Annotated in this window: 23 protein-coding genes; 3 read left to right on the top strand and 20 right to left on the bottom strand. The window is 65.9% G+C overall.

From position 1 onward, the window contains the following. Window positions 1-25 precede the first annotated feature (25 nt). The 3 genes from ACWF0M_RS04420 to ACWF0M_RS04430 all read right to left on the bottom strand — a co-directional run bounded on the left by ACWF0M_RS04420 (window position 26) and on the right by ACWF0M_RS04430 (window position 3,831). The gene (locus tag ACWF0M_RS04420) at window positions 26-1,957 is read right to left on the bottom strand and encodes a TIGR03960 family B12-binding radical SAM protein (protein ID WP_452234187.1); all 1,932 of its coding nucleotides are present in this window, start codon (window positions 1,955-1,957) and stop codon (window positions 26-28) included. 65 nt (window positions 1,958-2,022) lie between these two features. Then, entirely contained in the window at window positions 2,023-2,766 is a 744-nt protein-coding gene (gene pcaD / locus ACWF0M_RS04425) for a 3-oxoadipate enol-lactonase (RefSeq protein WP_452234188.1), read from the bottom strand. Between the two features lie 576 nt (window positions 2,767-3,342). Then, window positions 3,343-3,831, bottom strand: coding sequence for an Lrp/AsnC family transcriptional regulator (locus ACWF0M_RS04430; RefSeq protein ID WP_452234189.1), 489 nt, complete (start codon window positions 3,829-3,831; stop codon window positions 3,343-3,345). A 79-nt stretch (window positions 3,832-3,910) separates the two neighbouring features. Here ACWF0M_RS04430 and ACWF0M_RS04435 point away from each other — a divergent pair, with 79 nt between their 5' ends. After that, window positions 3,911-4,321: a DUF2000 domain-containing protein gene (locus tag ACWF0M_RS04435; protein WP_452234190.1), complete on the top strand. Its 411-nt coding sequence runs from the start codon at window positions 3,911-3,913 to the stop codon at window positions 4,319-4,321. On the opposite strand, the gene ACWF0M_RS04440 is transcribed toward ACWF0M_RS04435, so the two are convergent. From ACWF0M_RS04440 to ACWF0M_RS04450, 3 genes are read right to left on the bottom strand one after another with little or no spacing between them, the layout of a single operon-like run. After that, window positions 4,304-5,152 (bottom strand): helix-turn-helix domain-containing protein, encoded by an 849-nt coding sequence (locus tag ACWF0M_RS04440; RefSeq protein WP_452234191.1) that lies wholly within the window; start codon window positions 5,150-5,152, stop codon window positions 4,304-4,306. The genes ACWF0M_RS04435 and ACWF0M_RS04440 overlap by 18 nt on opposite strands. After that, the gene (locus tag ACWF0M_RS04445; RefSeq protein ID WP_452234192.1) at window positions 5,149-5,682 is read right to left on the bottom strand and encodes a DUF6879 family protein; all 534 of its coding nucleotides are present in this window, start codon (window positions 5,680-5,682) and stop codon (window positions 5,149-5,151) included. Before ACWF0M_RS04445 ends, ACWF0M_RS04440 begins: the two co-directional genes overlap by 4 nt. Before the next feature lie 13 nt (window positions 5,683-5,695). Next, complete coding sequence (locus ACWF0M_RS04450; RefSeq protein WP_452234193.1) at window positions 5,696-5,902, bottom strand: hypothetical protein; 207 nt, start codon at window positions 5,900-5,902, stop codon at window positions 5,696-5,698. 104 nt (window positions 5,903-6,006) lie between these two features. Between ACWF0M_RS04450 and ACWF0M_RS04455 the strand changes: the two genes are divergently transcribed. Next, the gene (locus tag ACWF0M_RS04455; RefSeq protein WP_452234194.1) at window positions 6,007-6,390 is read left to right on the top strand and encodes a hypothetical protein; all 384 of its coding nucleotides are present in this window, start codon (window positions 6,007-6,009) and stop codon (window positions 6,388-6,390) included. Between the two features lie 201 nt (window positions 6,391-6,591). On the opposite strand, the gene ACWF0M_RS04460 is transcribed toward ACWF0M_RS04455, so the two are convergent. The 10 genes from ACWF0M_RS04460 to ACWF0M_RS04505 form a co-directional block, all read right to left on the bottom strand. Further along, window positions 6,592-7,311 (bottom strand): hypothetical protein, encoded by a 720-nt coding sequence (locus ACWF0M_RS04460; protein WP_452234195.1) that lies wholly within the window; start codon window positions 7,309-7,311, stop codon window positions 6,592-6,594. Window positions 7,312-7,380: 69 nt separating this feature from the next. Continuing rightward, window positions 7,381-8,547, bottom strand: coding sequence for a rod shape-determining protein RodA (rodA, locus tag ACWF0M_RS04465; protein WP_452234196.1), 1,167 nt, complete (start codon window positions 8,545-8,547; stop codon window positions 7,381-7,383). Window position 8,548: 1 nt separating this feature from the next. Beyond that, the gene (mrdA, locus tag ACWF0M_RS04470; protein WP_452234197.1) at window positions 8,549-10,603 is read right to left on the bottom strand and encodes a penicillin-binding protein 2; all 2,055 of its coding nucleotides are present in this window, start codon (window positions 10,601-10,603) and stop codon (window positions 8,549-8,551) included. Window positions 10,604-10,631: 28 nt separating this feature from the next. Beyond that, on the bottom strand, window positions 10,632-11,165 hold the full coding sequence (gene mreD, locus ACWF0M_RS04475; protein WP_452234198.1) for a rod shape-determining protein MreD: 534 nt from the start codon (window positions 11,163-11,165) through the stop codon (window positions 10,632-10,634). A gap of 1 nt (window position 11,166) precedes the next feature. After that, window positions 11,167-12,111 carry a rod shape-determining protein MreC gene (mreC, locus tag ACWF0M_RS04480; RefSeq protein WP_452234199.1) on the bottom strand — a complete coding sequence of 315 codons (945 nt, stop codon included), beginning with the start codon at window positions 12,109-12,111 and terminating at the stop codon, window positions 11,167-11,169. A gap of 11 nt (window positions 12,112-12,122) precedes the next feature. Further along, window positions 12,123-13,151 carry a rod shape-determining protein gene (gene mreB / locus ACWF0M_RS04485; protein ID WP_272948512.1) on the bottom strand — a complete coding sequence of 343 codons (1,029 nt, stop codon included), beginning with the start codon at window positions 13,149-13,151 and terminating at the stop codon, window positions 12,123-12,125. A 160-nt stretch (window positions 13,152-13,311) separates the two neighbouring features. Then, window positions 13,312-13,713 (bottom strand): NUDIX hydrolase, encoded by a 402-nt coding sequence (locus ACWF0M_RS04490; protein ID WP_452234200.1) that lies wholly within the window; start codon window positions 13,711-13,713, stop codon window positions 13,312-13,314. Next, a complete protein-coding gene (locus ACWF0M_RS04495; protein ID WP_452234201.1) occupies window positions 13,713-14,495 on the bottom strand; it encodes an NUDIX domain-containing protein in 783 nt (260 codons plus the stop codon). Before ACWF0M_RS04495 ends, ACWF0M_RS04490 begins: the two co-directional genes overlap by 1 nt. A 72-nt stretch (window positions 14,496-14,567) precedes the next feature. After that, window positions 14,568-15,950: a hypothetical protein gene (locus ACWF0M_RS04500; RefSeq protein ID WP_452234202.1), complete on the bottom strand. Its 1,383-nt coding sequence runs from the start codon at window positions 15,948-15,950 to the stop codon at window positions 14,568-14,570. Then, entirely contained in the window at window positions 15,937-16,218 is a 282-nt protein-coding gene (locus ACWF0M_RS04505) for a hypothetical protein (protein ID WP_452234203.1), read from the bottom strand. Before ACWF0M_RS04505 ends, ACWF0M_RS04500 begins: the two co-directional genes overlap by 14 nt. A gap of 3 nt (window positions 16,219-16,221) precedes the next feature. Here ACWF0M_RS04505 and ACWF0M_RS04510 point away from each other — a divergent pair, with 3 nt between their 5' ends. After that, window positions 16,222-16,740, top strand: a complete 519-nt coding sequence (locus tag ACWF0M_RS04510) for a hypothetical protein (RefSeq protein WP_452234204.1) — start codon at window positions 16,222-16,224, stop codon at window positions 16,738-16,740. On the opposite strand, the gene ACWF0M_RS04515 is transcribed toward ACWF0M_RS04510, so the two are convergent. The 4 genes from ACWF0M_RS04515 to ACWF0M_RS04530 are packed head-to-tail and all read right to left on the bottom strand — an operon-like array spanning window position 16,737 to window position 18,841. Continuing rightward, window positions 16,737-17,306, bottom strand: coding sequence for a hypothetical protein (locus ACWF0M_RS04515; RefSeq protein ID WP_452234205.1), 570 nt, complete (start codon window positions 17,304-17,306; stop codon window positions 16,737-16,739). The genes ACWF0M_RS04510 and ACWF0M_RS04515 overlap by 4 nt on opposite strands. Then, window positions 17,296-17,598 (bottom strand): hypothetical protein, encoded by a 303-nt coding sequence (locus tag ACWF0M_RS04520; protein ID WP_452234206.1) that lies wholly within the window; start codon window positions 17,596-17,598, stop codon window positions 17,296-17,298. The genes ACWF0M_RS04515 and ACWF0M_RS04520 overlap by 11 nt, the downstream gene beginning before the upstream one ends. 17 nt (window positions 17,599-17,615) lie before the next feature. After that, window positions 17,616-18,110, bottom strand: a complete 495-nt coding sequence (locus tag ACWF0M_RS04525; protein WP_452234207.1) for a nucleoside-diphosphate kinase — start codon at window positions 18,108-18,110, stop codon at window positions 17,616-17,618. A gap of 14 nt (window positions 18,111-18,124) precedes the next feature. Next, entirely contained in the window at window positions 18,125-18,841 is a 717-nt protein-coding gene (locus ACWF0M_RS04530; protein ID WP_452234208.1) for a class I SAM-dependent methyltransferase, read from the bottom strand. Window positions 18,842-18,965 lie beyond the last annotated feature (124 nt).

Below are 18,965 nucleotides of genomic sequence, written 5' to 3' on the forward strand. Positions count from 1 at the left end.
GCCTGCGGCGTTCGCGCCGCAGGCCTCAGACGACGGACAGCGGCAGGAGCTTCTTGCCGGTGGGGCCGATCTGGATCTCGGTGCCCATCTGAGGGCAGACGCCGCAGTCGAAGCACGGGGTCCAACGGCAGTCCTCGACCTCGATCGCGCCGTCCTCCTCGAGCGAGTCCTGCCAGTCCTCCCACAGCCAGTCGCGGTCCAGCCCCGAATCCAGGTGGTCCCACGGCAGTACTTCGGCGTACTCGCGCTCCCGCGTCGTGTACCAGGAGAGGTCGACCGGCTCGTCGGCGAGCGCCTTGTCCGTGCACTCGATCCAGCGCTCGTACGAGAAGTGCTCGCTCCACCCGTCGAAGCGGCCGCCGTCGCGCCACACCGCCTCGATCACGCGGCCGACGCGCCGGTCGCCGCGGGACAGCAGTCCCTCGATGATGCCCGGCTTGCCGTCGTGATACCGGAAACCGATCGCCTTCGCGTAGCCCTTCTCGGACCGGATCGCGGCGCCGAGCTTCGCCAGCCGCGCGTCGGTCTCCTCCGCGCCGAGCTGGGCGGCCCACTGGAACGGCGTGTGCGGCTTCGGCACGAACCCGCCGATCGACACCGTGCACCGGATGTCGCGCCGGCCGGACACCTCGCGGCCGGTCTCGATCACCCGCTTCGCGAGCGCGGCGATCGCCAGCACGTCCTCGTCGGTCTCGGTCGGCAGACCGACCATGAAGTACAGCTTCACCTGCCGCCAGCCGTGGCTGTACGCCGCCGCGACCGTGCGGATCAGATCCTCCTCGGTGACCATCTTGTTGATCACCTTGCGCATCCGGTCCGACCCGCCCTCCGGCGCGAACGTCAGACCGCTGCGCCGGCCGTTGCGGGAGAACTCGTTGGCCAGCGTGATGTTGAACGCGTCGACCCTTGTCGAAGGCAACGACAGCGAGACGTTGCTGCCCTCGTACCGGTCCCCCAGGCCCTTCGCGACCTCGGCGATCTCGCTGTGGTCGGCGCTCGAGAGACTGAGCAGGCCGACCTCCTCGAACCCGGACTGCTTCAGCCCGTTCTCGACCATGTCGCCGATCGTCGTGATGCTGCGCTCCCGCACCGGCCGGGTGATCATGCCCGCCTGGCAGAACCGGCAGCCGCGGGTGCAGCCGCGGAAGATCTCCACGGAGTACCGCTCGTGCACGGTCTCGGCGAGCGGAACCAGCGGCTTCTTCGGGTACGGCCACGCGTCGAGGTCCATGACCGTGTGCTTCGCGGTCCGGAACGGTACGCCGTGACGGTTCGGGGTGACGCGCTGGATCCGTCCGTCCGGCAGGTAGTCGACAGTGAAGAACTTCGGGATGTACACGCCGCCCGACTTCGCCAGCCGCGTCAGGACCTCGTCGCGCCCGCCCGGGCGACCCTCGTCCTTCCACTCCCGGATCACCTCGGAGATCGCCAGCACGATCTCCTCGCCGTCACCGAGCACCGCGGCGTCGATGAAGTCCGCGATCGGCTCCGGGTTGAACGCGGCATGCCCGCCGGCCAGCACGATCGGGTCCTCGTCGGTGCGGTCGACGGCGTGCAACGGGATGCCCGCCAGATCGAGCGCGGTCAGCATGTTCGTGTACCCGAGCTCGGTCGAGAACGACAGCCCGAACACGTCGAACGCCCGTACCGGCCGATGCGAGTCCAGCGTGAACTGCGGGATCTCGTGGTCCCGCATCACCTTCTCCATGTCCGGCCAGACGGAGTACGTCCGCTCGGCCAGGATGTGGTCACGCTCGTTCAGCACCTCGTACAGGATCTGCACGCCCTGGTTCGGCAGCCCGACCTCGTACGCGTCCGGGTACATCAGCGCCCACCGGACACTGACCGCGTCCCATTCCTTACTGACCGAGTTCAGCTCACCACCGACGTACTGGATCGGCTTCTGCACCCCCGGCAACAGAGCCTCCAGGCGCGGGAACAGCGATTCGACAGTCATAGCCACTTCCGGTCAGCAGGTCAGAGCGCCTACCAGCCTAACGCCGCTGCGGCCGTACGCCGCATTCAGCCGAGGTGGGCGAGGAGGAGGGGGTTGATGACGTCGGGGTGGGAGTAGGTGACCAGATGGGCGGCGTTTTCGATGATTTCCAGGTGGGCGCCGGGGATCTGGGTGGCTATGGGTACGACGGTTTCGGGTGGGATGGAGGTGTCGGAGTCGGCGGTGATCACGAGGACGGGGGCGGTGATGTCGCTCAGGCCGGGGAGGAGGTTGGTGGTGCTGAGGGCCTCGCAGCAGGCGGCGTAGCCCTCGGCGGGGCAGTTCTGCAGCATCCGTCGTACGGGCTCGATGTCCTTGAATTCGGGGAGGAACCAGCGGCCGAGGGTCGCGTCGGCGATGGCTTGGGTGCCCTCGGCACGTACCTGCGCGGCGCGGTCGATCCACATCTGCGGGTCCGCGGCCGGGTTCGACGGTGGGCAGATCACGACGAAGCGGTGGAAGCGGTCCGGGGCGTTCTGCGCGAGCCACAGGCCCACCGCGCCGCCTAGCGAGATCCCGACGTACGACGCCTGCTCCACTTCGAGCGTGTCAAGCAACTCGACGACGTCGCCGCCCAGGTCGTCGATCGTGTACGGCCCGTCGGGCACCTCCGACCCGCCATGACCCCGGTGATCGAACGCCACCACCCGGAAGCGCTTCGCCAGTACGTCGACCTGCGGTGCCCACATCCCCTGATCAGCCCCGAGCGACGACCCGAGCAGTACGACGGGCGCGTCAGCCGAACCTGTCTCCACGTAGTTCAGTCGCATACCCCCACCCTACGAAACCCCCGCCCGCGATGCCGCTCCGAGACATGGCACAGCCCCGGGGTCTGTGAACAGGCTACTGCGCTCGTCGGCCAGATTCGTGGGGCGTCGACTCCCGGCTGCGTCTGAGTGGATGCGGTGGCGTGGCGCCGGACTGGGGTGTTGGGGAGGGTTACCTGCCCGTTTCGGGATGTGTTCGGGAAGCAATCCTCCCCAACCCCTCAGTGACCCAGTTTCCCCAGCTCCGGGGTGCGACCTGCGGATCAGTCACATGAACGGATATCCCCGCGCGTTGGAGGTTCTCCGCTGGTGTGCGAGGGGAGAACCCCCAACGCGAGGGGTTATCCGGCCGCGTGTGGCTCCGGTGCTGCTCGGTCGGAGGGCTGGTACCCGGCGTACGCCGACCTGCATCACGCCGAGTCGTGGTGTTTGGTCAGTCCTCGGCACGGCGAGTCGTGGATCGATGCGGCGATTGGCCGCCGAAACCCACGACTCGATGAACCACAGGCGCCCGCGCCACATTCGCTCGAAGGTCCGCCGGAGCGGGCCGACCCATCCACACTTGCGTCACAAGGACGGCTATTGCTTGCTCACAGAACCCTCCGAGTGTGCGCGGTCCGGTAGCGGCATGATCGTGGTGCGGCGGTGGTGTTCGAAGACGACTGAGCTGCGGATGTCGGCGATTTCCTGGCGTTTGGCGAGGGCGAGGACCAGGTCGCGGAGCGCTTGGGTGTCCTTGACGGCCACGTGGGCGAGGAAGTCGGAGCCGCCGGAGACCATGAACATGTCCAGCGTCTGCGGCAGGTCCATCACGTACTGCTGGAAGGCGGTCGCCACCGCCATCGCCTGCGGGCGGAGCTTGATCGAGATGATCGCCTGGGTGGACCGATCGATCGCCTTCAGGTCGACGGCCGCGTGGTATCCGCTGATCACGCCGCGGTCTTTGAGGCCGCGGATCCGCTCGAGGCAGGTCGACGGCGCGATCTTGAGCTCGGCCGCCATGTCCCGGTTCGTCCGGCGGGCGTCGTTCTGCAGCATCCGCGGCAGCGCCGTATCAAGTTCATCCATGCCGCCCAGTTTCCCAGATCCACCGAACGATGTTCGGGGTACGACGAGATCAACCGCCCATCGAGCTAGCCTGACCGCCGTGCTGACGAACAAGATGGTCGTGATCATCGCGACCGAAGCCCCCATCGGCGTCGCCCTCAACACCGCCGCCCTGCTCGGCGTCGGCGTCGGCAGGCACCACGACGAAACCGTCGGACCCGACACCACCGACGCCGCCGGGACCATCCACACCGGCATGTGCGCGTACCCGATCCCGATCCTTCGCGCCCCCGCCGACACCCTCAGCACCCTCCGCGCCGAGGCTGCCGCGCGCGCCAACGTCACCATCCACGACATGCACCAGGTCGCCCAGCAGGCCCGCACCTACGAGCAGATGTCCACCACCCTCGCCGGCACCAAGCCCGAAGACATCCAGTACCTGGGCCTAGCCCTCTACGGCCCCCGCGCCTCAATCGACTCGCTGACCGGAGCCCTACCCCTCTACCGCTGACCCAACTCGGAAGCGCGCAGCCAGACCGCTGAGAATGTCGCGGGCCGCGTCGTCTCGCACGCAGATCTCCACCATCGCATCGTAGATCCGGCGGTAGTACTGCACATCGGACGGCGCTGTGATGTCAACGGCGCCTGTCTCCAACTCGATCTGCACCAGCACGTCGTCGAAAACCGAGAATCCGTGGATCGGGGCGAGCGGCAACCGACGATCCGCGGATGCGACTGCGATGTCGACGTTCGCGAGCGTCGACAACTGGACAAGCCGATCCATTTGTACGGCAAGTACGTCGGGTTCGGCGACGACTCGGCGGAGGGCATCCTCGAAGAGCACGTACTCGAACCGCTGAGTCCCGGCGTACAGCTTCTGCTGACGGCGGAGCCGAGCTTCCACGCCGGCAGCGACGTTCGCCGCGAGATCCGGCCCGCCGCTCAACATCACGCGGGCGTACTCGGGGGTCTGCAACAGACCCGGCACCATGCTCGGATCCATCCGCCGGACCACGGTTGCACGCGCCTCGATCTCGGACAGATCCCGCTGGCCGCCCGCAATCCCACTGCGCAGGATCGTCCGCCACCCACTGACCGTGATCGTGAGTGACTCGATCCGGCTGACCAGGTCGCCGACCTCATCCGGCTCCGCGCCACCCGCCTCGGCGAACGCACGAACCTCCGCAACGGTCGGGAGTTGATGGCCGTTCTCGATCTTCGAGACCTTCGACTGCGTCCATCCGAGCCGTTCGGCGATCACCTCGCCGGTCAGGCCTGCCCGGCGACGCAACGATCGGAGGTCCAGGCCGAACTCACGACGCGCCTCGGACGGATCAGTCACCGCAGACCCCTGCGCCAGCTCGCGAGCCAGCTCCGGAACGGCGTCGCAGCGTCGACATACTGGTTGCGGAGGGCAACGTACTTCGCAACCTCGTCGTCGGCGTCGATGACGTCGGCCCGGTCGAACTCGCCGCCGGGCAGGTAGCGCATGACCGCCACCACCGCATTGTCGAACAGCCAGAAGTCCCCTACGGAAGCAGCAAGGTCCGCAACCTCAGCGTTCGACCTGAGAATCGAGATGTCACGGCCTGCCGCAGCGTGATGCGGGTACACCCAGTCGATGCTCAGCCGCTGATCGACGGTCAGCGGCTCTCCGACCAGCCGGACCAGTGTCGTACGGCGACCTCGACGCACCAGATCCGCTACGAACGAGACGCCTGGGATCGGCTGTTCAGGAAGGTAGGCGCCGGACGCGTACTGCGTCAGGCGTTCCGCATCCTGACCGACGTTGTAGCCAGGCAGCGTCTCGACGCGGAACGCCTCCTCGGTGAACTCGTCGAACAACCGGTCGAAACGGGTTTCGTTGCCCACGTTCCTCCAGTCGTCAGAGCTCTCCGAGCAGCGTGGCCAATGAACGTAGCAGGGATCGCGGCACCGCAACCAAACCCTCACCATCAGGAGGTGTCAGCGGCGCATCTGGAACCAGATACCCCTGAACCAGCACCAGATCGCCGTCGGTGACATGTACTGCCGGACAGGTCTTCCCGTCATTGCAGTCACCGTCGGGCGGCACCAGCTTGGTGATCTTCATGTGCGCTCCCGTCTCGCTGAGGTTGACGGAAATATTCTCAGCTAAAGAATGTATTCGCGCAAGACTCTTGCCAGAAGAATATTCTTGGGTAGAGAATATTCGACGTGCTACCCGTCATCGGCTACATCAATGCCCAGCTCGTCAGCGATGCAGATCTCGACGAGCTGCTACCTGGACTGGCCGCATGGGCACGGGGGCGTGAAAGCGTGCTGGTCGGGGTTCATGTAGAACACGCAGACAGTGCTCCCGACGCTTTCCGGGCTCTGATTGAGCAGGCCGGTCGGCAACGCATCCGGATCGTTGTGCTTCCGAGCCTGCTCCACCTCAGTTCGCTCGGGCCGCCGGTCGTGCTGAAGCGTCATCTGGAACACCTACTCGCCGGCGAGGTGTGGCTCGCTGGCTACCCCACGATCGACAGGGCTGACGTGCCGATCCCTGCATCCGCGTCGGCCCTGTCCACCAGCCACGTTGCAAGCGTCTGTGGGTGAGCTCGGGTAGATCGTGCCGGCGCAGGCGCGCCGGCATGTCGGCATCGGCACAGGATGTGCGGGCCGCGGGCAATCACCTGGCAGTCGCCCCGGGCGCCAGCCCGGAACAGGTTCGGGTGGGAGGGAGCGCGCGCAGCTGGCGCGACGGAGGAGCGACTGCGTAGCACGCGTGGGCACCAGACAGCCGTCGGCGTCTCCGGGTTAGGCGGGTTTCAGGACGTGTCTGGCTTTGGTGACAGCTGCCTCCGTGGCTGGGTCCAGTTCGGTGCCTTGGCCGGCTAGGACGCCTACGGAGATGATGACGTCGTCGACGCCGGTGACGACTGCGGCGTACTCGAGACCGCGTTTCGGGCCGCTGGTGCCGGTGAGGCGGAAGGCGAAGGGCTTGGAGCCGTACTGAGGGGCGGTGATCTTCTCGACCTTCATCGACGTACTGCCGGCGCCTTCGGTCTTCAAGGTCACCTTGGTGCAGGAGTCGACGGCTTCGGCGTACGTGTCGCGGAGATCGGTGACCGCGCCGGCGGTGCCCATCGCGTCGAGGCCGTAGTCGATGTACGGGCCTTCCTGACCGCCGGTGAACGTGCGGGTCACGCTGGCCTTGGAGCCGGGCGCCTTGGTGGCGTTCAGGTACTTCACCAGCGTCTTGCACCGGCTGCTCGACGACGAGAACGGTTTGGCGTTCTCGTCGACCTCGTCCTTGTCCTCGGCGAAGCCGGTCGGCAGATCGGCGAGTTCGAGGAGCGCCTTGGTGAGCTCGGCCGTCGTCCGGGTGACGGGCGCGGCCGACGTCGACGCGGTGGCACTCGGCGTCGGTGTCGGCGTGGTCGCCGGTGGACCGGCGGCAGGCTGGTCGTCGTCCCCACCGCCACAGGCGGCAAGAGACAGCGTCAAAACGGCAACTAGGGCAACGAACCTGGTCATCGGGCCTTCCAGCGGGCTCTGGGCGGGGGCCGAGCAGGGAGCAGCGTACCTGACGGGTCAGTCGGGTCGTCAGTAGCGGTGCGAGCGGAGGTGGATGTTCTGCAGCAGGCCGACCGCGAGCAGGCAGGCGAACATCGACGAACCGCCGTACGACACGAACGGCAGCGGCAGGCCCGTAACCGGCATGATGCCGAGCGTCATCCCGATGTTCTCGAACGCCTGGAACGCGAACCAGCAGACGATCCCGGTCGCCACCAGCCGCCCGAACGCGTCCCGCGCATTTACCGCGATCCGCAGCCCGCGGAACAGGATGATCGCGAACAGCACGATGATCGCGCCGGCGCCGATCAGCCCGAGCTCCTCGCCCGCGACAGTGAACACGAAGTCGGTGTGCTGCTCGGGGACGAACGCGTTCTGCGTCTGGCCGCCGTGGAACAGGCCCTGCCCGAACACGCCCCCGTTCCCGATCGCGATCCGCGCCTGGTTCACGTTGTACCCGATGCCCTGCGGGTCCGACGACGGGTTCGCGAACGCGGTGAAGCGGGCGATCTGGTACTCCTTCAGCACCTGCAGCTTGATCGCGATCGCCGCCACCAGCACACCGGCCGTGAGCAGCCCCAGCATCCAGCGTTTCGGTACGCCGGACACCGCGATGATCCCGAACACGATCGACCCGAGCACCATCACGGTGCCGAGGTCCGGCTGCAGCATCACCAGGATCACCGGTACGGCGGCGACCCCGACCGCCTGCGCGACGTCGAGGGTGCGGGCGTCCTCGTTGCGGTCGGTCTCGCTCTTCTCCGCGATCAGCAGTGCCATGCCGACGATCACCGCGAGCTTCGCGAACTCACTCGGCTGGATCGACATGAACGGGAGCTGGATCCACGACCGGGAACCGTTGATCGTCGAGCCGACGCCGGGCACCAGGACCAGGATCAGTCCGACGACCGAGGCGGCGTACAGCAGCGGGGCGAGGATCCGGACTCGGCGGTGGTCCGTGATCGCGGCGCCGATCGCGAGGACCAGGCCGATCGCGAAGTTCAGCGCGTGCCGGAGCAGGAACGCATCCGGTTTGCCCTCGGTCAGCGAGGTGCGGTTGTGGGTCGCGGACCAGATCAGCAGGGCGCCGATGAACGACAGCGCGACCACGCCGAACACCAGCACCCAGTCGACATGCCACACCGTCGACCGGCGGTCCATCCGCGGCCGGGTCCGGATCGGGCTGAGTAACGCCATCTCACTGCACCGGCTTCTGCTGGCCGGCCGGCGGCGCGGGCTTGATGTTGTACAACGTCTCGTAGATCTTGCGGACCGCGTCACCTCCGGCGCCCGAACCGGTACCAGCCTGGCTGATCATCATCACCACGGCGTACCGATCGGTGTACGACGCGAGCCACGACGTGGTCTGCTTCCCGTACACCTCGGCCGTACCGGTCTTGGCGCGGACCGGGATCTTGTCGAGCGGGAAGCCCTGGAACTTCCACGCCGCCGTACCCGAAACCGTGGTCTGCTTCAGCGCGGTGTCGATGTACTTCAAGGTGTTCCTCGCGACCGGGAGCTTCGACTTCACGGTCGGCTTGATCTCGTGCGGCTTGCCGTTCGCACCGATCCAGGACTGGACGACGCGCGGCTCGAACAGCGTGCCGCCGTTCGACAAGGCCGAGTAGACGGTCGCGAGCTGCAGCGGGGTGACGATCGTGTCGCCCTGGCCGATCGCGAAGTTCACCGCGTCACCGGCGCGGTACTTGTACCCGTCGACGCAGAACTCGCGGGCGAACTGCTTCAGGAACGCCGACGTCCCGGCCGGCGGGTTGGCCGAGATCTTGCAGTAGTAGTCCTTCATCGAGTCGTAGTACGTCTTCTTCCACTTGCGGTCGGCGATCCGGCCGCTGACCTCGCCGGGCAGGTCGACGCCGGTCGGCTTGCCGAGGCCGAACTTCTGCGCCATCTCCACCAGCGGGTCATGGGTGGTGACGTCGCTGGAGTTGCCACCCTCCTTGAGCCAGAGCGCGTACGCGATCCGGTAGAAGAACGTGTCGCAGGACAGCGCCAGCGCTTGGTCGAACCCGATCATTCCGCGCGACGCGGACTCGTAGTTCTTGAACCTGCGGTTGCCGACCTCGAAGTACGACGAGCAGTCGAGCCGTGTCTTCGTGCTGTACCCGGCGCCCAGCGCAGCCGACGTCGTGATCGGTTTGAACGTCGACCCCGGGGCCAACTGGGCCTGCAGCGGACGCGACACCAGCGGCGTCCCGGACTTGGCCGAGTACAACGCGTCGAGCTCGCGCTGGCTGATCCCGCCGACCCAGACGCCCGGGTCGTACGTCGGGTAGCTCGCCATCGACACGATCCGCCCGGTCTTCGTGTCCATCACCACGGCCGCGCCGGAGTCGGCGACGTACTTGCGGTGGGTGACCGGGTCGGTCTGCTTGCGCGCGGTCATGATCGCGTTCTTCAACTGGGCCTCGACCGACGCCTGGAGGCGCGCGTCGATCGTGGTCACCAGCGTGGCACCCGGGACCGGAGCGGTCTGCTTCTTGATGCCCGTGGTGTACCCGACCGCGTCGACGATCACGTCCTTCTCACCCGGCGTACCGCGCAGGAGCTTGTCGTACGACCGCTCGACGCCCGCCCGGCCGACCAGGTCCGAGCGGTGCGGGACCGAGTCCTGCCCGGCCTTGTCCATGTCCTCGAGCTCTTCGGTGGTGATCGGCGACAGGTACCCGAGGATGTGCGCCGCGTTCACCTTGTACGGCGAGGGATACGCGCGGAGTGTCTGCGAGTCGGCGGCGATCCCGGGGAAGTCCTCGCGGCGCTCCATCACGTCGATCGCGACCTGCTCGCTGACATCCTTCGCGACCGGGATCGGCTGGTACGGCGTCCCGTTCCAGCAGGCGGGTGGTTTCGACGCGCCCGGCTCACCGCACAGCATCGTGCGCGCCTTCAGGTCCTTCGGCTTCTGCCCGAGCACCTTCGCGAGCCGCGCGAGGACGACGTTCTGCTGGCTTTCCGGGAGCTTCGCGAGCACCGAGCGGTCGACCGTGATCATCACCGAGACCCGGTTGCCGACGAGGGTCCGGCCCTGCGAGTCGACGATCGTGCCACGCGGCGCCGGGACCAGCACCTGACGGATGTGCTGCGCGGTCGCCGCCTGGCTGTAGTCGGCGCTCGACATCACCTGCATGTACCAGAGGCGGCCGAACAGTGTGCACAGCAACGAGAAAACCAGCACGCCGATCACGAACAACCGGAGCCGTGCCTTGAGCGGGGCCTCGAAACCGTCCCAGCTCATGGCAACGGCCCTAGGGAGAAGGAGGCGCTCATGGGGCGACTCGGCGGCGTTCGCGGGCTGGTTGGACGCGGCCCATGATCCACATGACCAGCGGGATCACCACGATCGCGCCGACCACGTCGTACCCGGCGGCGATGCCGAGGCGGACGCCGAACTCGCCCCAGTCGACCGACGGGTCGTGCAGCAGCGATCCGGTCGCGCTGTAGAGGAAGAACGAGACGGCGGTCCCGAGCACAACCGTCAGCGCGACGCCGAGTGGCCCGACGGGACTACCGGAGGTCTCGCGGCGGATCAGCCCGGCAATGTACCCGGCGATCGCCAGCGACAACGCCCACCGCCCGGCCGTGTGGTCGGCGGGCGGCACGACGTCCAGCATCAGACCACCCGCGAAACCCGCGATCGCGCCCCACTCCGACCCGCGGGACAGCGCCAGCGCGATCACCACGATCAGCGTCAGGTCACACGTCACCCCGGCGACCGCGATATTCGTCAGCACGGACGTCTGCACGGTGACGGCGATCATCAGGAACAGGGCAGCCAACCCGATCCGTAGTGCGATCACATCAGTTCCCCTTCCCTGTGATTTGTGGGCGCGGCGGCCGGGCAGGTGGCCCGGTCACTACGCCGACGGTGTCGATCCGGGTCGGATCGACGTACGGCTTGACGGTCGCGGTGGACCCGAGCGACCCCTCGTTCGGCGTCACGGAGGTGACGACGCCGATCGGGACCCCCGGCACGTACGGCGCGTTGCCGCTCGAGCCCCAGGTGACGATCCGGTCGCCGACCTTCGGCCGCGCCTTCGGGTCGACCAGCTTGTAGTCGAGCGTGCCGCCGACCTCGCCGCGTCCGGAGACGAAACCGAGCGCCATCGATGCGTTCAGTCGGCCGCCCACGGTCGAGTTGCGGTCGCCGATCAGCAGCACGGTCGCGGTCCCCTGGGTGGTGCGCACCACCCGGCCGACCAGACCGGTCCCGTTCAGTACGGTCATGTCGGTGTGCACGCCGTCCGCCGTCCCGGCATCGATCGTGACCGTGTGGCTGAACATCTGCGCGCCACCGATCCCGATCACCCGGGCCGGCGTCATCGTGTACGCCGGCGCGACCTTGAGCAGCTTGTCCAGCTCCTGCGCCCGGTTGCGGGCGTAGTCGGAGGTGGTCAGCTCCCGGGTCAGGTCCTCGTTGTCCTTCTTCAGTTTTTCGTTCTCTGCTTTCAACCTATCCATTTCCGCGAATCTGTCGCGGAGGTTGTCCACAGGCTGCCGGGCCGACGTCGCGGTGGACTCCAGCGGGCCGAAAACACCGGCCGCGGCCGCCCGCAACGGCTCGACCGGCGATCCGGCCGACCGGCGCGCGTCGAGCACGATCAGCGTGAAACAGGCCAGGATCACCAGCACCAGCACGGTACGGCGACGGCGCACGTCACGCGGCGTACCGGCCGAACGCAGCGGGGTCTCCCCCGCCGAACGGAACGCGCTCCTGGTCGCCGGGGAACCGAGGTCTTTGAGCATCGCCTGCTACCTCAACGCCGGTTGTCGGTGACCAGGATGCGATTGAGGGTCTCGATGTTGTCGACGCACTTGCCGGCGCCCAGGACGACCGCGTCCAGCGGGTTCTCGGCGACGTGGATCGGGATGCCGGTCTCGTGCCGCAGCCGCTCGTCCATGCCCTTCAGCAGCGCGCCGCCGCCGGTCAGCACGATGCCCCGGTCCACGATGTCGCCGGCCAGCTCCGGCGGGGTCTTGTCCAGGGTGGCCTTGACCGCGTCGACGATCGCGGTGATCGGCTCCTCGATCGCCTGCCGCATGTCCGCCGACGACACCTTCACGGTCCGCGGCAGACCGGAGACCATGTCCCGGCCGCGGATCTCGCTGTCCGGCCCGTCCGTGGTCGGGAACGCGGACCCGATCGTCATCTTGATCTGCTCCGAGGTGGCCTCGCCGAGCAGCAGCGAGAACTCCTTCTTGCAGTAGTTCACGATCGCCTTGTCGATGGCGTCGCCGGCCACCCGGATCGACTGGCTGGTGACGATGCCGCCGAACGAGATGACCGCGACCTCCGTCGTACCGCCGCCGATGTCGACGACCATGTTGCCGGTCGCGTCGCGGACCTCGAGGTTCGAGCCGAGCGCGGCGGCCATCGGCTCCTCGATGATGTACACCTTGCGGGCGCCCGCCATGTACCCGGCGTCGCGGACCGCGCGCTGCTCGACCGCGGTGATCCCGGACGGGACGCAGACCACGATCCGCGGCTTCGCGAAGTACCGGCGGCGGTGCACGCGCTGGATGAAGTACCGCAGCATCTGCTCGGCGGCGTCGAAGTCGGCGATCACGCCGTCCTTGAGCGGCCGGATCGCGGTGATGTTGCCCGGCGTACGGCCGATCATCTTCTTCGCCTCGTGCCCGAACGCGACCGCCTCGCGCGGCTCGTCCGTCCGGGTCGCCACCACGGACGGCTCGTTCAGCACGACACCGCGGCCACGCACGTACACCAGTGTGTTCGCCGTCCCAAGATCGACCGCCATGTCGCGGCCCAGCATGCTGTTCGCCACCGCGGCACCTCCCGATCGACCCGCCTTCAGGCTAAGCGCCGCCCGCGCACAGCCCGTGGACCGACACGACCGGCCAGCCCAGAACAGATCGTATCGGTCCACTCACCTGCAGTCCGCATCGCCCCTGACGGGCTGGCTTGACAGATACCGGCTCTGTAGGTCAGTCGTGGAGCACGGCAGCGAGACGATTCTGAACGGCTTCGAAGACGCCCTCCGGAATGTATTCAGACAGAGCAGATTGGCCACACCAGGCAAGTGCATCCAACTCATCGGCATCCACCAAGCGCGCAGTTCCGTCGACCACCACACACTCGACGTAGTGCATTCGTCTGCCGGTCATCGGATGATCCCGCTCACCGAGCGTCTTGACGGGCCTCACCAGAAGACCGACCTCCTCCTGAGTCTCACGCACCGCCGCAGTCTCCGCGGACTCACTCGTCTCGATCTCCCCGGCGGGGAACTGCCACCGAAGGGCTCCCTCCACGACCCGCCGACGAACGAGCAGAACCTTTCCATCGTTGATCACCACGGCAGCGGCGATGCCTTGCTGGGTATGGCTCATCAGTCAGTCCCTTCGATCGCGCCAATAGCAGGCCCGAAGACCTCTTGAACCGGGATATAGCGGTCCAGTCGATCACGGGGTACCCAGGCGACTGCCATGTTCTCCTCCACATCGTGGTTACCGATCTCACCGCCGAGGAAGTCGCAAGCGAAGTACTGGCACATGACCTTGGTCAGCGGATGCAAGCGCTGGCCGAGATGCCGGCGGACAGCGATGTGGGCCCCTGTTTCGGACAGCGTCTCGCGTACTGCGACACCCTGCGGATCGCCGCCCGGTTTGACGACTCCCGCAGGGAACTGCCAGCGCCCGGTGTGCTCATCCCTCCTGCGCACGAGCAAGACGTCCGCCCCGTTGAGCACAACTGCGATCGCTACGGTCAAGGTTTCGATCGCTCGACTGGCATCGCCACTCGATCGAGGAGGACGACCATCGGTCACTGGATCCAGGTCTGAGTGATCCTCACCTCCGAGCAGGTCTCCAGCGCGGCATTGGTAAATCATCGCCAGGCGGTTGAGGGTCTCCAGGGACGGTGTTCTGCCCCCTGGCGCCGGCCAGATCTCCCAGTAGGAGATCTGCTTGGCTGTTCGGGGGACCGGATCCGGCCACAATTCGTTCCATCGTGCTGCGACGTCGGCCTGGGTCAGCCCGTGCGCAAGGCGCATCGCGACCCGTGGATTGAGAGAATGCTCCGCCTGCCATCGCGCGGCGATCTCGGTGTATGTCCATCCTGCCGCCCGCAGCCTCCCTGCATCCGCGCGCAGACTCCGCGAAGTCCATGACATTCTCGATCAGATCTCCCGTCGAACCGGAGCAGCTTCGCGACGATACCGGATCCGCCGTTCAGCGCGCCGCAGTCAGCTCGCCACCGACACAGTCCCGCCTCCACGTGACCGCATCAACGTGTACCGCAGATCGACAAGCCTCGGCGCGATCGCAACCTCGACCTCCTCTAACGGCCGGATCCAACCAGGCTCGACCACTTCACCGCGATAGACCTTGGTCCGAATGGACGGATAGGCCGGATTGAGTCCGATCTCGCCCTTCGGCATTGCGGCGTTGAACGGGAAGACGACGTCCATGTGGTTCCAGTAGTTCCAGGCCTGCAAAGCCTTGTACTGGTCGAAATAGAAGTAGAAGTCGGGGTAGCGCCCGAACGTACGCAGTTCGCGGTGAATCAGGTGTCCCAGCAGCGGCGCGGCGTACGGCAACAACTCGTTGAACTCCCATCGCAGCTTGCGCCAGTCAACGGACTGCGTCGTCGGACCGAGTAGACGTGCACAGACCAGCAATGAGACCCGATCGGCAACGTACCGAAGCAGATCCACGAGGTCGATGCCGGGTGCTATATCGGCGAGGTATTGCTGCAGTCGCGACGACGACAGGGTGAACTGCGAGAGATCGAACCTTCCAGCCATTCCTGGAAAGGCAGCGAACAGCAGTCGTTTGTACGTCCAGTTGTCGAACTCACCGCGCGCCATCAGTCGCTGAGATACTTCGGATCGCGAGTGCAGCATGAGGTACTCACTGATCGCCTCGAAGTAGATGTACCCAAGGATCGGCACGGCTGGGATCGCTTCGACCAGCTTCTCGTGAAATCCGGCTGTCTTCGCCGGCGTGTCCCCCATCGTCCTGATCAAACAGCTCGTCAGGAACGGCATTGCTCGTCGGGTTCGCTCGACGACCGAATCACGCAGGGCGTACCTCTCGTCGCGGCCGAGGAGGTACTCCAGATGCCGATAGATGCTCAGGTGGATCTCTCCGAGCCTGAGGTAATCGATACCGACCGGCATACGGATTGCGGTCCTCGGGACCTCCACCTCGACGATCAACGGTATCGGCTCGGCCAGAGCCCTGCCTGCACCAGCCGCCATCACAGCCTCTCGCTCAAGAATGTACCGGCCCAGGTTGTGCAGCCGATACGAGCCCGATTCAGGCGTGAGCGGGGTGCCATAGACGCTCCCGACCAGACACCCGCCGCTTGGATAGAGGACTCCGCGCGCGGCGATCTCATCGAAGGCGTGAGTGACATGCAGCAGACTGACCTTGCCGGTCGTCCTTACGAGGTCGAACATCGAGTTCTTCTCAAGCAACGCGCCGTTGGGGGTCTGGTGAACCATACGCCGATTCCACGCCTCGAGACGAGCGCCGATGGCGCCGTCGATACGCGTCCCGCCGGTTAGCCCGTCGTAGAAGACATGCGAGTCGGCCCAGAGGTCGAATGAGTCAGAGAGCTCCATCGCCCTCTCCAACCTGCGATCGCGACACCGGTCCCGCGCTTGCGGCAGAGTCCGAGAGAGCCCCCGCCTCCGTCTCGACGACCAACCGCCAGGCGAACTGATGCATCCAGCTGGGCGGTTGCAGCCTCATCCGGCTGGGGTCCGGCCACCACTTCAGCTTCGGCAAGCGATAGCGATCCAACGCATCAGCAGCCTTGATCACATCGATCACCGCCGGCCATCGTTCGTAACGATCGAGCTGCTCACGAGAGAACTCCGCATAGGGCACGTCGTGCAACTCGACAGCAGCTGCGACCGGTTCGGTGCGGACGGCCGCTTCAGGCGACAACAAACCAACGACTTCGCGACGCTCCTGCTCGAACCAAACTGCTGTCCGCGCTCCATGGTCAGGGTCGTGTTGATCATGATGCCGTCGGCAATCATGAATTGCCCCAGCCAAGACCGACTCTCGACGCTCAATAGCATCCATCCCCAACCAATCGGCCAGATGTGCGGCGTAGACCGCGACACGGGCGTGATGGCGAAGTCCATGGATCGACTCGACCAGCTTTCGCTGTGCAAACCACCGTTCCGGGATCCGGCGCAGTTCTACCGAGACATCTGGCACTGGTACACCGGCATCGCCGAACTCCGGTTGATGCTCTCCGATCCATCCCAGCGTGGCGGCATCCATGTACTGATGTCGTGGCAATCGGCCGAGTCGAGCCAGTTCGACCAGTGGGGCATGTTCGGATCGGCGAGCAAGGTCGTCGAACATCTGACGCCTCCCGCCTTTGAAGGTGGCTACTAGATCGGCTCGCCGGCCGGGCCGGTTCGCCGACGAGCCTCGAACCTGGAGACAAATGCAGTGAGCTCGGCGTCGCTCATCAGCGCCACGTCGAGATCCGCTGCAACCGAGCGAATCAACGACTCCGCCTCGGCAACGTCGCTGGCTGATGATCCATCCGGAAGCAAGACCTCGAACTCCGCGTGGTGAGCCCAGTCCGCGCTCCACTTCAACGCGATCTCTACTCCTCGGAGGCGAAAGTTGTGCCGCTTGTTCGACGCGTGATGCATCGTGCCTGAGAAGCCCAGGAGGTCGAAGATCTGGAGCGCCGCCGACACGTCCTCGACCGGGATCTGGATCTCAGTCTCGGGAAAGACCGAGCCGTTGCCGATCTTGCTTGCCTTCACAACGATCCGGCCGCGTGCTCGGCTCTCATCGTGGACAACCTTCAGTAACTTGTCCGGCAGTACGTAGAACCAGATCTGCTTGTCATCTGGACCGAGATCGTCCGCCTCTGCCTTGAGCCGCCGTTCGACGGCCACGAACCTCGCCTCGGACAGAATCGCCCTGAATTCGACCTCAAGAGGCACGAGGACCATCTGCCTGGTTCGTCGGCAGCAAATGCGCGAGCCGACGGCGTACAACGCCATCGTGGAAGTAGTCCGGAATCGAGATGCCGCCAATGGAGGCTCGAGGCGAAGTCACGTCATCGAGCGTCGCCGAAGGTGCCCGCTCTGCGGCGGCGAGACTTACCGCTGCGAAGAGCTGTGCTTGCCTGGTGGACTCCGCGCGCAGTGCCGCCGCGAATGCTGCCTGGGCTATTGCAAGCGCGTCGCCGGACGTCACGGCGTGCTGGTACTCCTTCAGCAACGGCGGCATCATCGATCCGTCCTCTCTTCTCAGAAGGTGTACGTCTCCGCTGGCAAGTGGTAGTCGAAGCGCTCTCCGGCCTCGAACCAGAGGTCGATCTCCTGCTTGGCCTCTGCGACGTTGCCGGATGCATGCACGAGGTTCGACACCCCCTTGTCCCGCTCGACGCAGTACTCCTTCGACTGATGCGCGAAGTCGCCTCGAATGGTTCCGGGCGGCGCCTCGTTCGGATAAGTTCCGCCGACCAGGCGGCGGACGTTGGCGACCACCTCGACTCCTTCGAGGATCAGCGCAAGGACTGGCCCACGCTGCATCGCCTTCGCATTGGCCTGGTAGACCGCAGCGCCGAACCTCTCCTCGAGGTCGAAGTAGTGCTTGCGGGTCAGGTCGTCGTCCATCTGCGCCATCTTCATGGCCACGACCTTCAGTCCCGCGTCCTCGAATCGCTGCAGGATCCGTCCGACGAGCCCACGCGCCAGCGCATCCGGCTTCAGGACCACCAGTGTTCGTTCCAGATCGGCCAAGACCGTACCCTTCCTCATTTGACTGCAACGGCATAGACACTGCCCCACTTCCGCTCCGGATTCGCCAGTTGCGGATCATGAGGCCACAGGGAGACCTTACGGAATCCGGCGCCTACGCACATTTCCGCCACCTTCTCGTAGTCGTACGCCCAGAGGTGAGGCGTGTACCGGTCGCTGTCGTCCTGGTCCCTGAACACATAGTTGACCAGATCCAGATACGTGCCGAAGTGCTCCTTGCCGGACCGGTTGCCATACCAGTCGTGCAGCATGCGAGTGCGCAACTCCGAGTCACCCTCCAGGTAACCCTTGATCACGAGACCGGCGTCTGGAACTCCGATCACCAACTCCCCGCCGACGTCGAGTACCCGAAAACACTCGCGCACGAGGTGCTTGGCAGACAGCGGATAGTCGAGGTGTTCGAGTACGTGCTCCATGAACACGAGCCCTGCGCAGCCTGTCGGGAACGGGATACCCTCTCGAACGTCGACGATCACGTCGGCCGGTGGCATGACGTCTACATTGACGAAGCCCGGCAGCAATCGATCTCCGCCACCGATCTGGATGCGCCGAAGGTCATCAGGTAGCCCTCGGTCGGCGAGTTCCTCCTGACCGCGGCGATGCCGTCCGTGCAGGTCGAGCTCGGTACGGAGAGCTCGCGCTGCTCTACGCAAACCATGGGTCAGATCCTCCCTCCCGAGAACATCACGTAGGACCGCCTGCAGATCGTTCACAGTCTCTGTCACCGAACACCTCCGACTGGCTGGCTTGTCCCTCAACCCTCGCGGACACGTGCTGCGAAGCCGACCCCCGATTACGTTCAGTGTTGGAACAGGTCCCCGCGATCCGTGGAGTGAC

It is taken from the genome of Kribbella sp. NPDC055110 (genome assembly GCF_053607525.1).

Bases quoted from the DNA above. Each gene is read 5' to 3' on its own strand.
- rodA (WP_452234196.1), bottom strand. From the start codon at position 8,547: ATGGCGTTACTCAGCCCGATCCGGACCCGGCCGCGGATGGACCGCCGG.
- ACWF0M_RS04495 (WP_452234201.1), bottom strand. From the start codon at position 14,495: ATGTCATGGACTTCGCGGAGTCTGCGCGCGGATGCAGGGAGGCTGCGG.
- ACWF0M_RS04490 (WP_452234200.1), bottom strand. From the start codon at position 13,713: ATGAGCCATACCCAGCAAGGCATCGCCGCTGCCGTGGTGATCAACGAT.
- ACWF0M_RS04500 (WP_452234202.1), bottom strand. From the start codon at position 15,950: ATGGAGCTCTCTGACTCATTCGACCTCTGGGCCGACTCGCATGTCTTC.
- mreC (WP_452234199.1), bottom strand. From the start codon at position 12,111: ATGCTCAAAGACCTCGGTTCCCCGGCGACCAGGAGCGCGTTCCGTTCG.
- ACWF0M_RS04420 (WP_452234187.1), bottom strand. From the start codon at position 1,957: ATGACTGTCGAATCGCTGTTCCCGCGCCTGGAGGCTCTGTTGCCGGGG.
- pcaD (WP_452234188.1), bottom strand. From the start codon at position 2,766: ATGCGACTGAACTACGTGGAGACAGGTTCGGCTGACGCGCCCGTCGTA.
- ACWF0M_RS04460 (WP_452234195.1), bottom strand. From the start codon at position 7,311: ATGACCAGGTTCGTTGCCCTAGTTGCCGTTTTGACGCTGTCTCTTGCC.
- mrdA (WP_452234197.1), bottom strand. From the start codon at position 10,603: ATGAGCTGGGACGGTTTCGAGGCCCCGCTCAAGGCACGGCTCCGGTTG.
- ACWF0M_RS04430 (WP_452234189.1), bottom strand. From the start codon at position 3,831: ATGGATGAACTTGATACGGCGCTGCCGCGGATGCTGCAGAACGACGCC.
- ACWF0M_RS04450 (WP_452234193.1), bottom strand. From the start codon at position 5,902: ATGAAGATCACCAAGCTGGTGCCGCCCGACGGTGACTGCAATGACGGG.
- ACWF0M_RS04520 (WP_452234206.1), bottom strand. From the start codon at position 17,598: ATGATGCCGCCGTTGCTGAAGGAGTACCAGCACGCCGTGACGTCCGGC.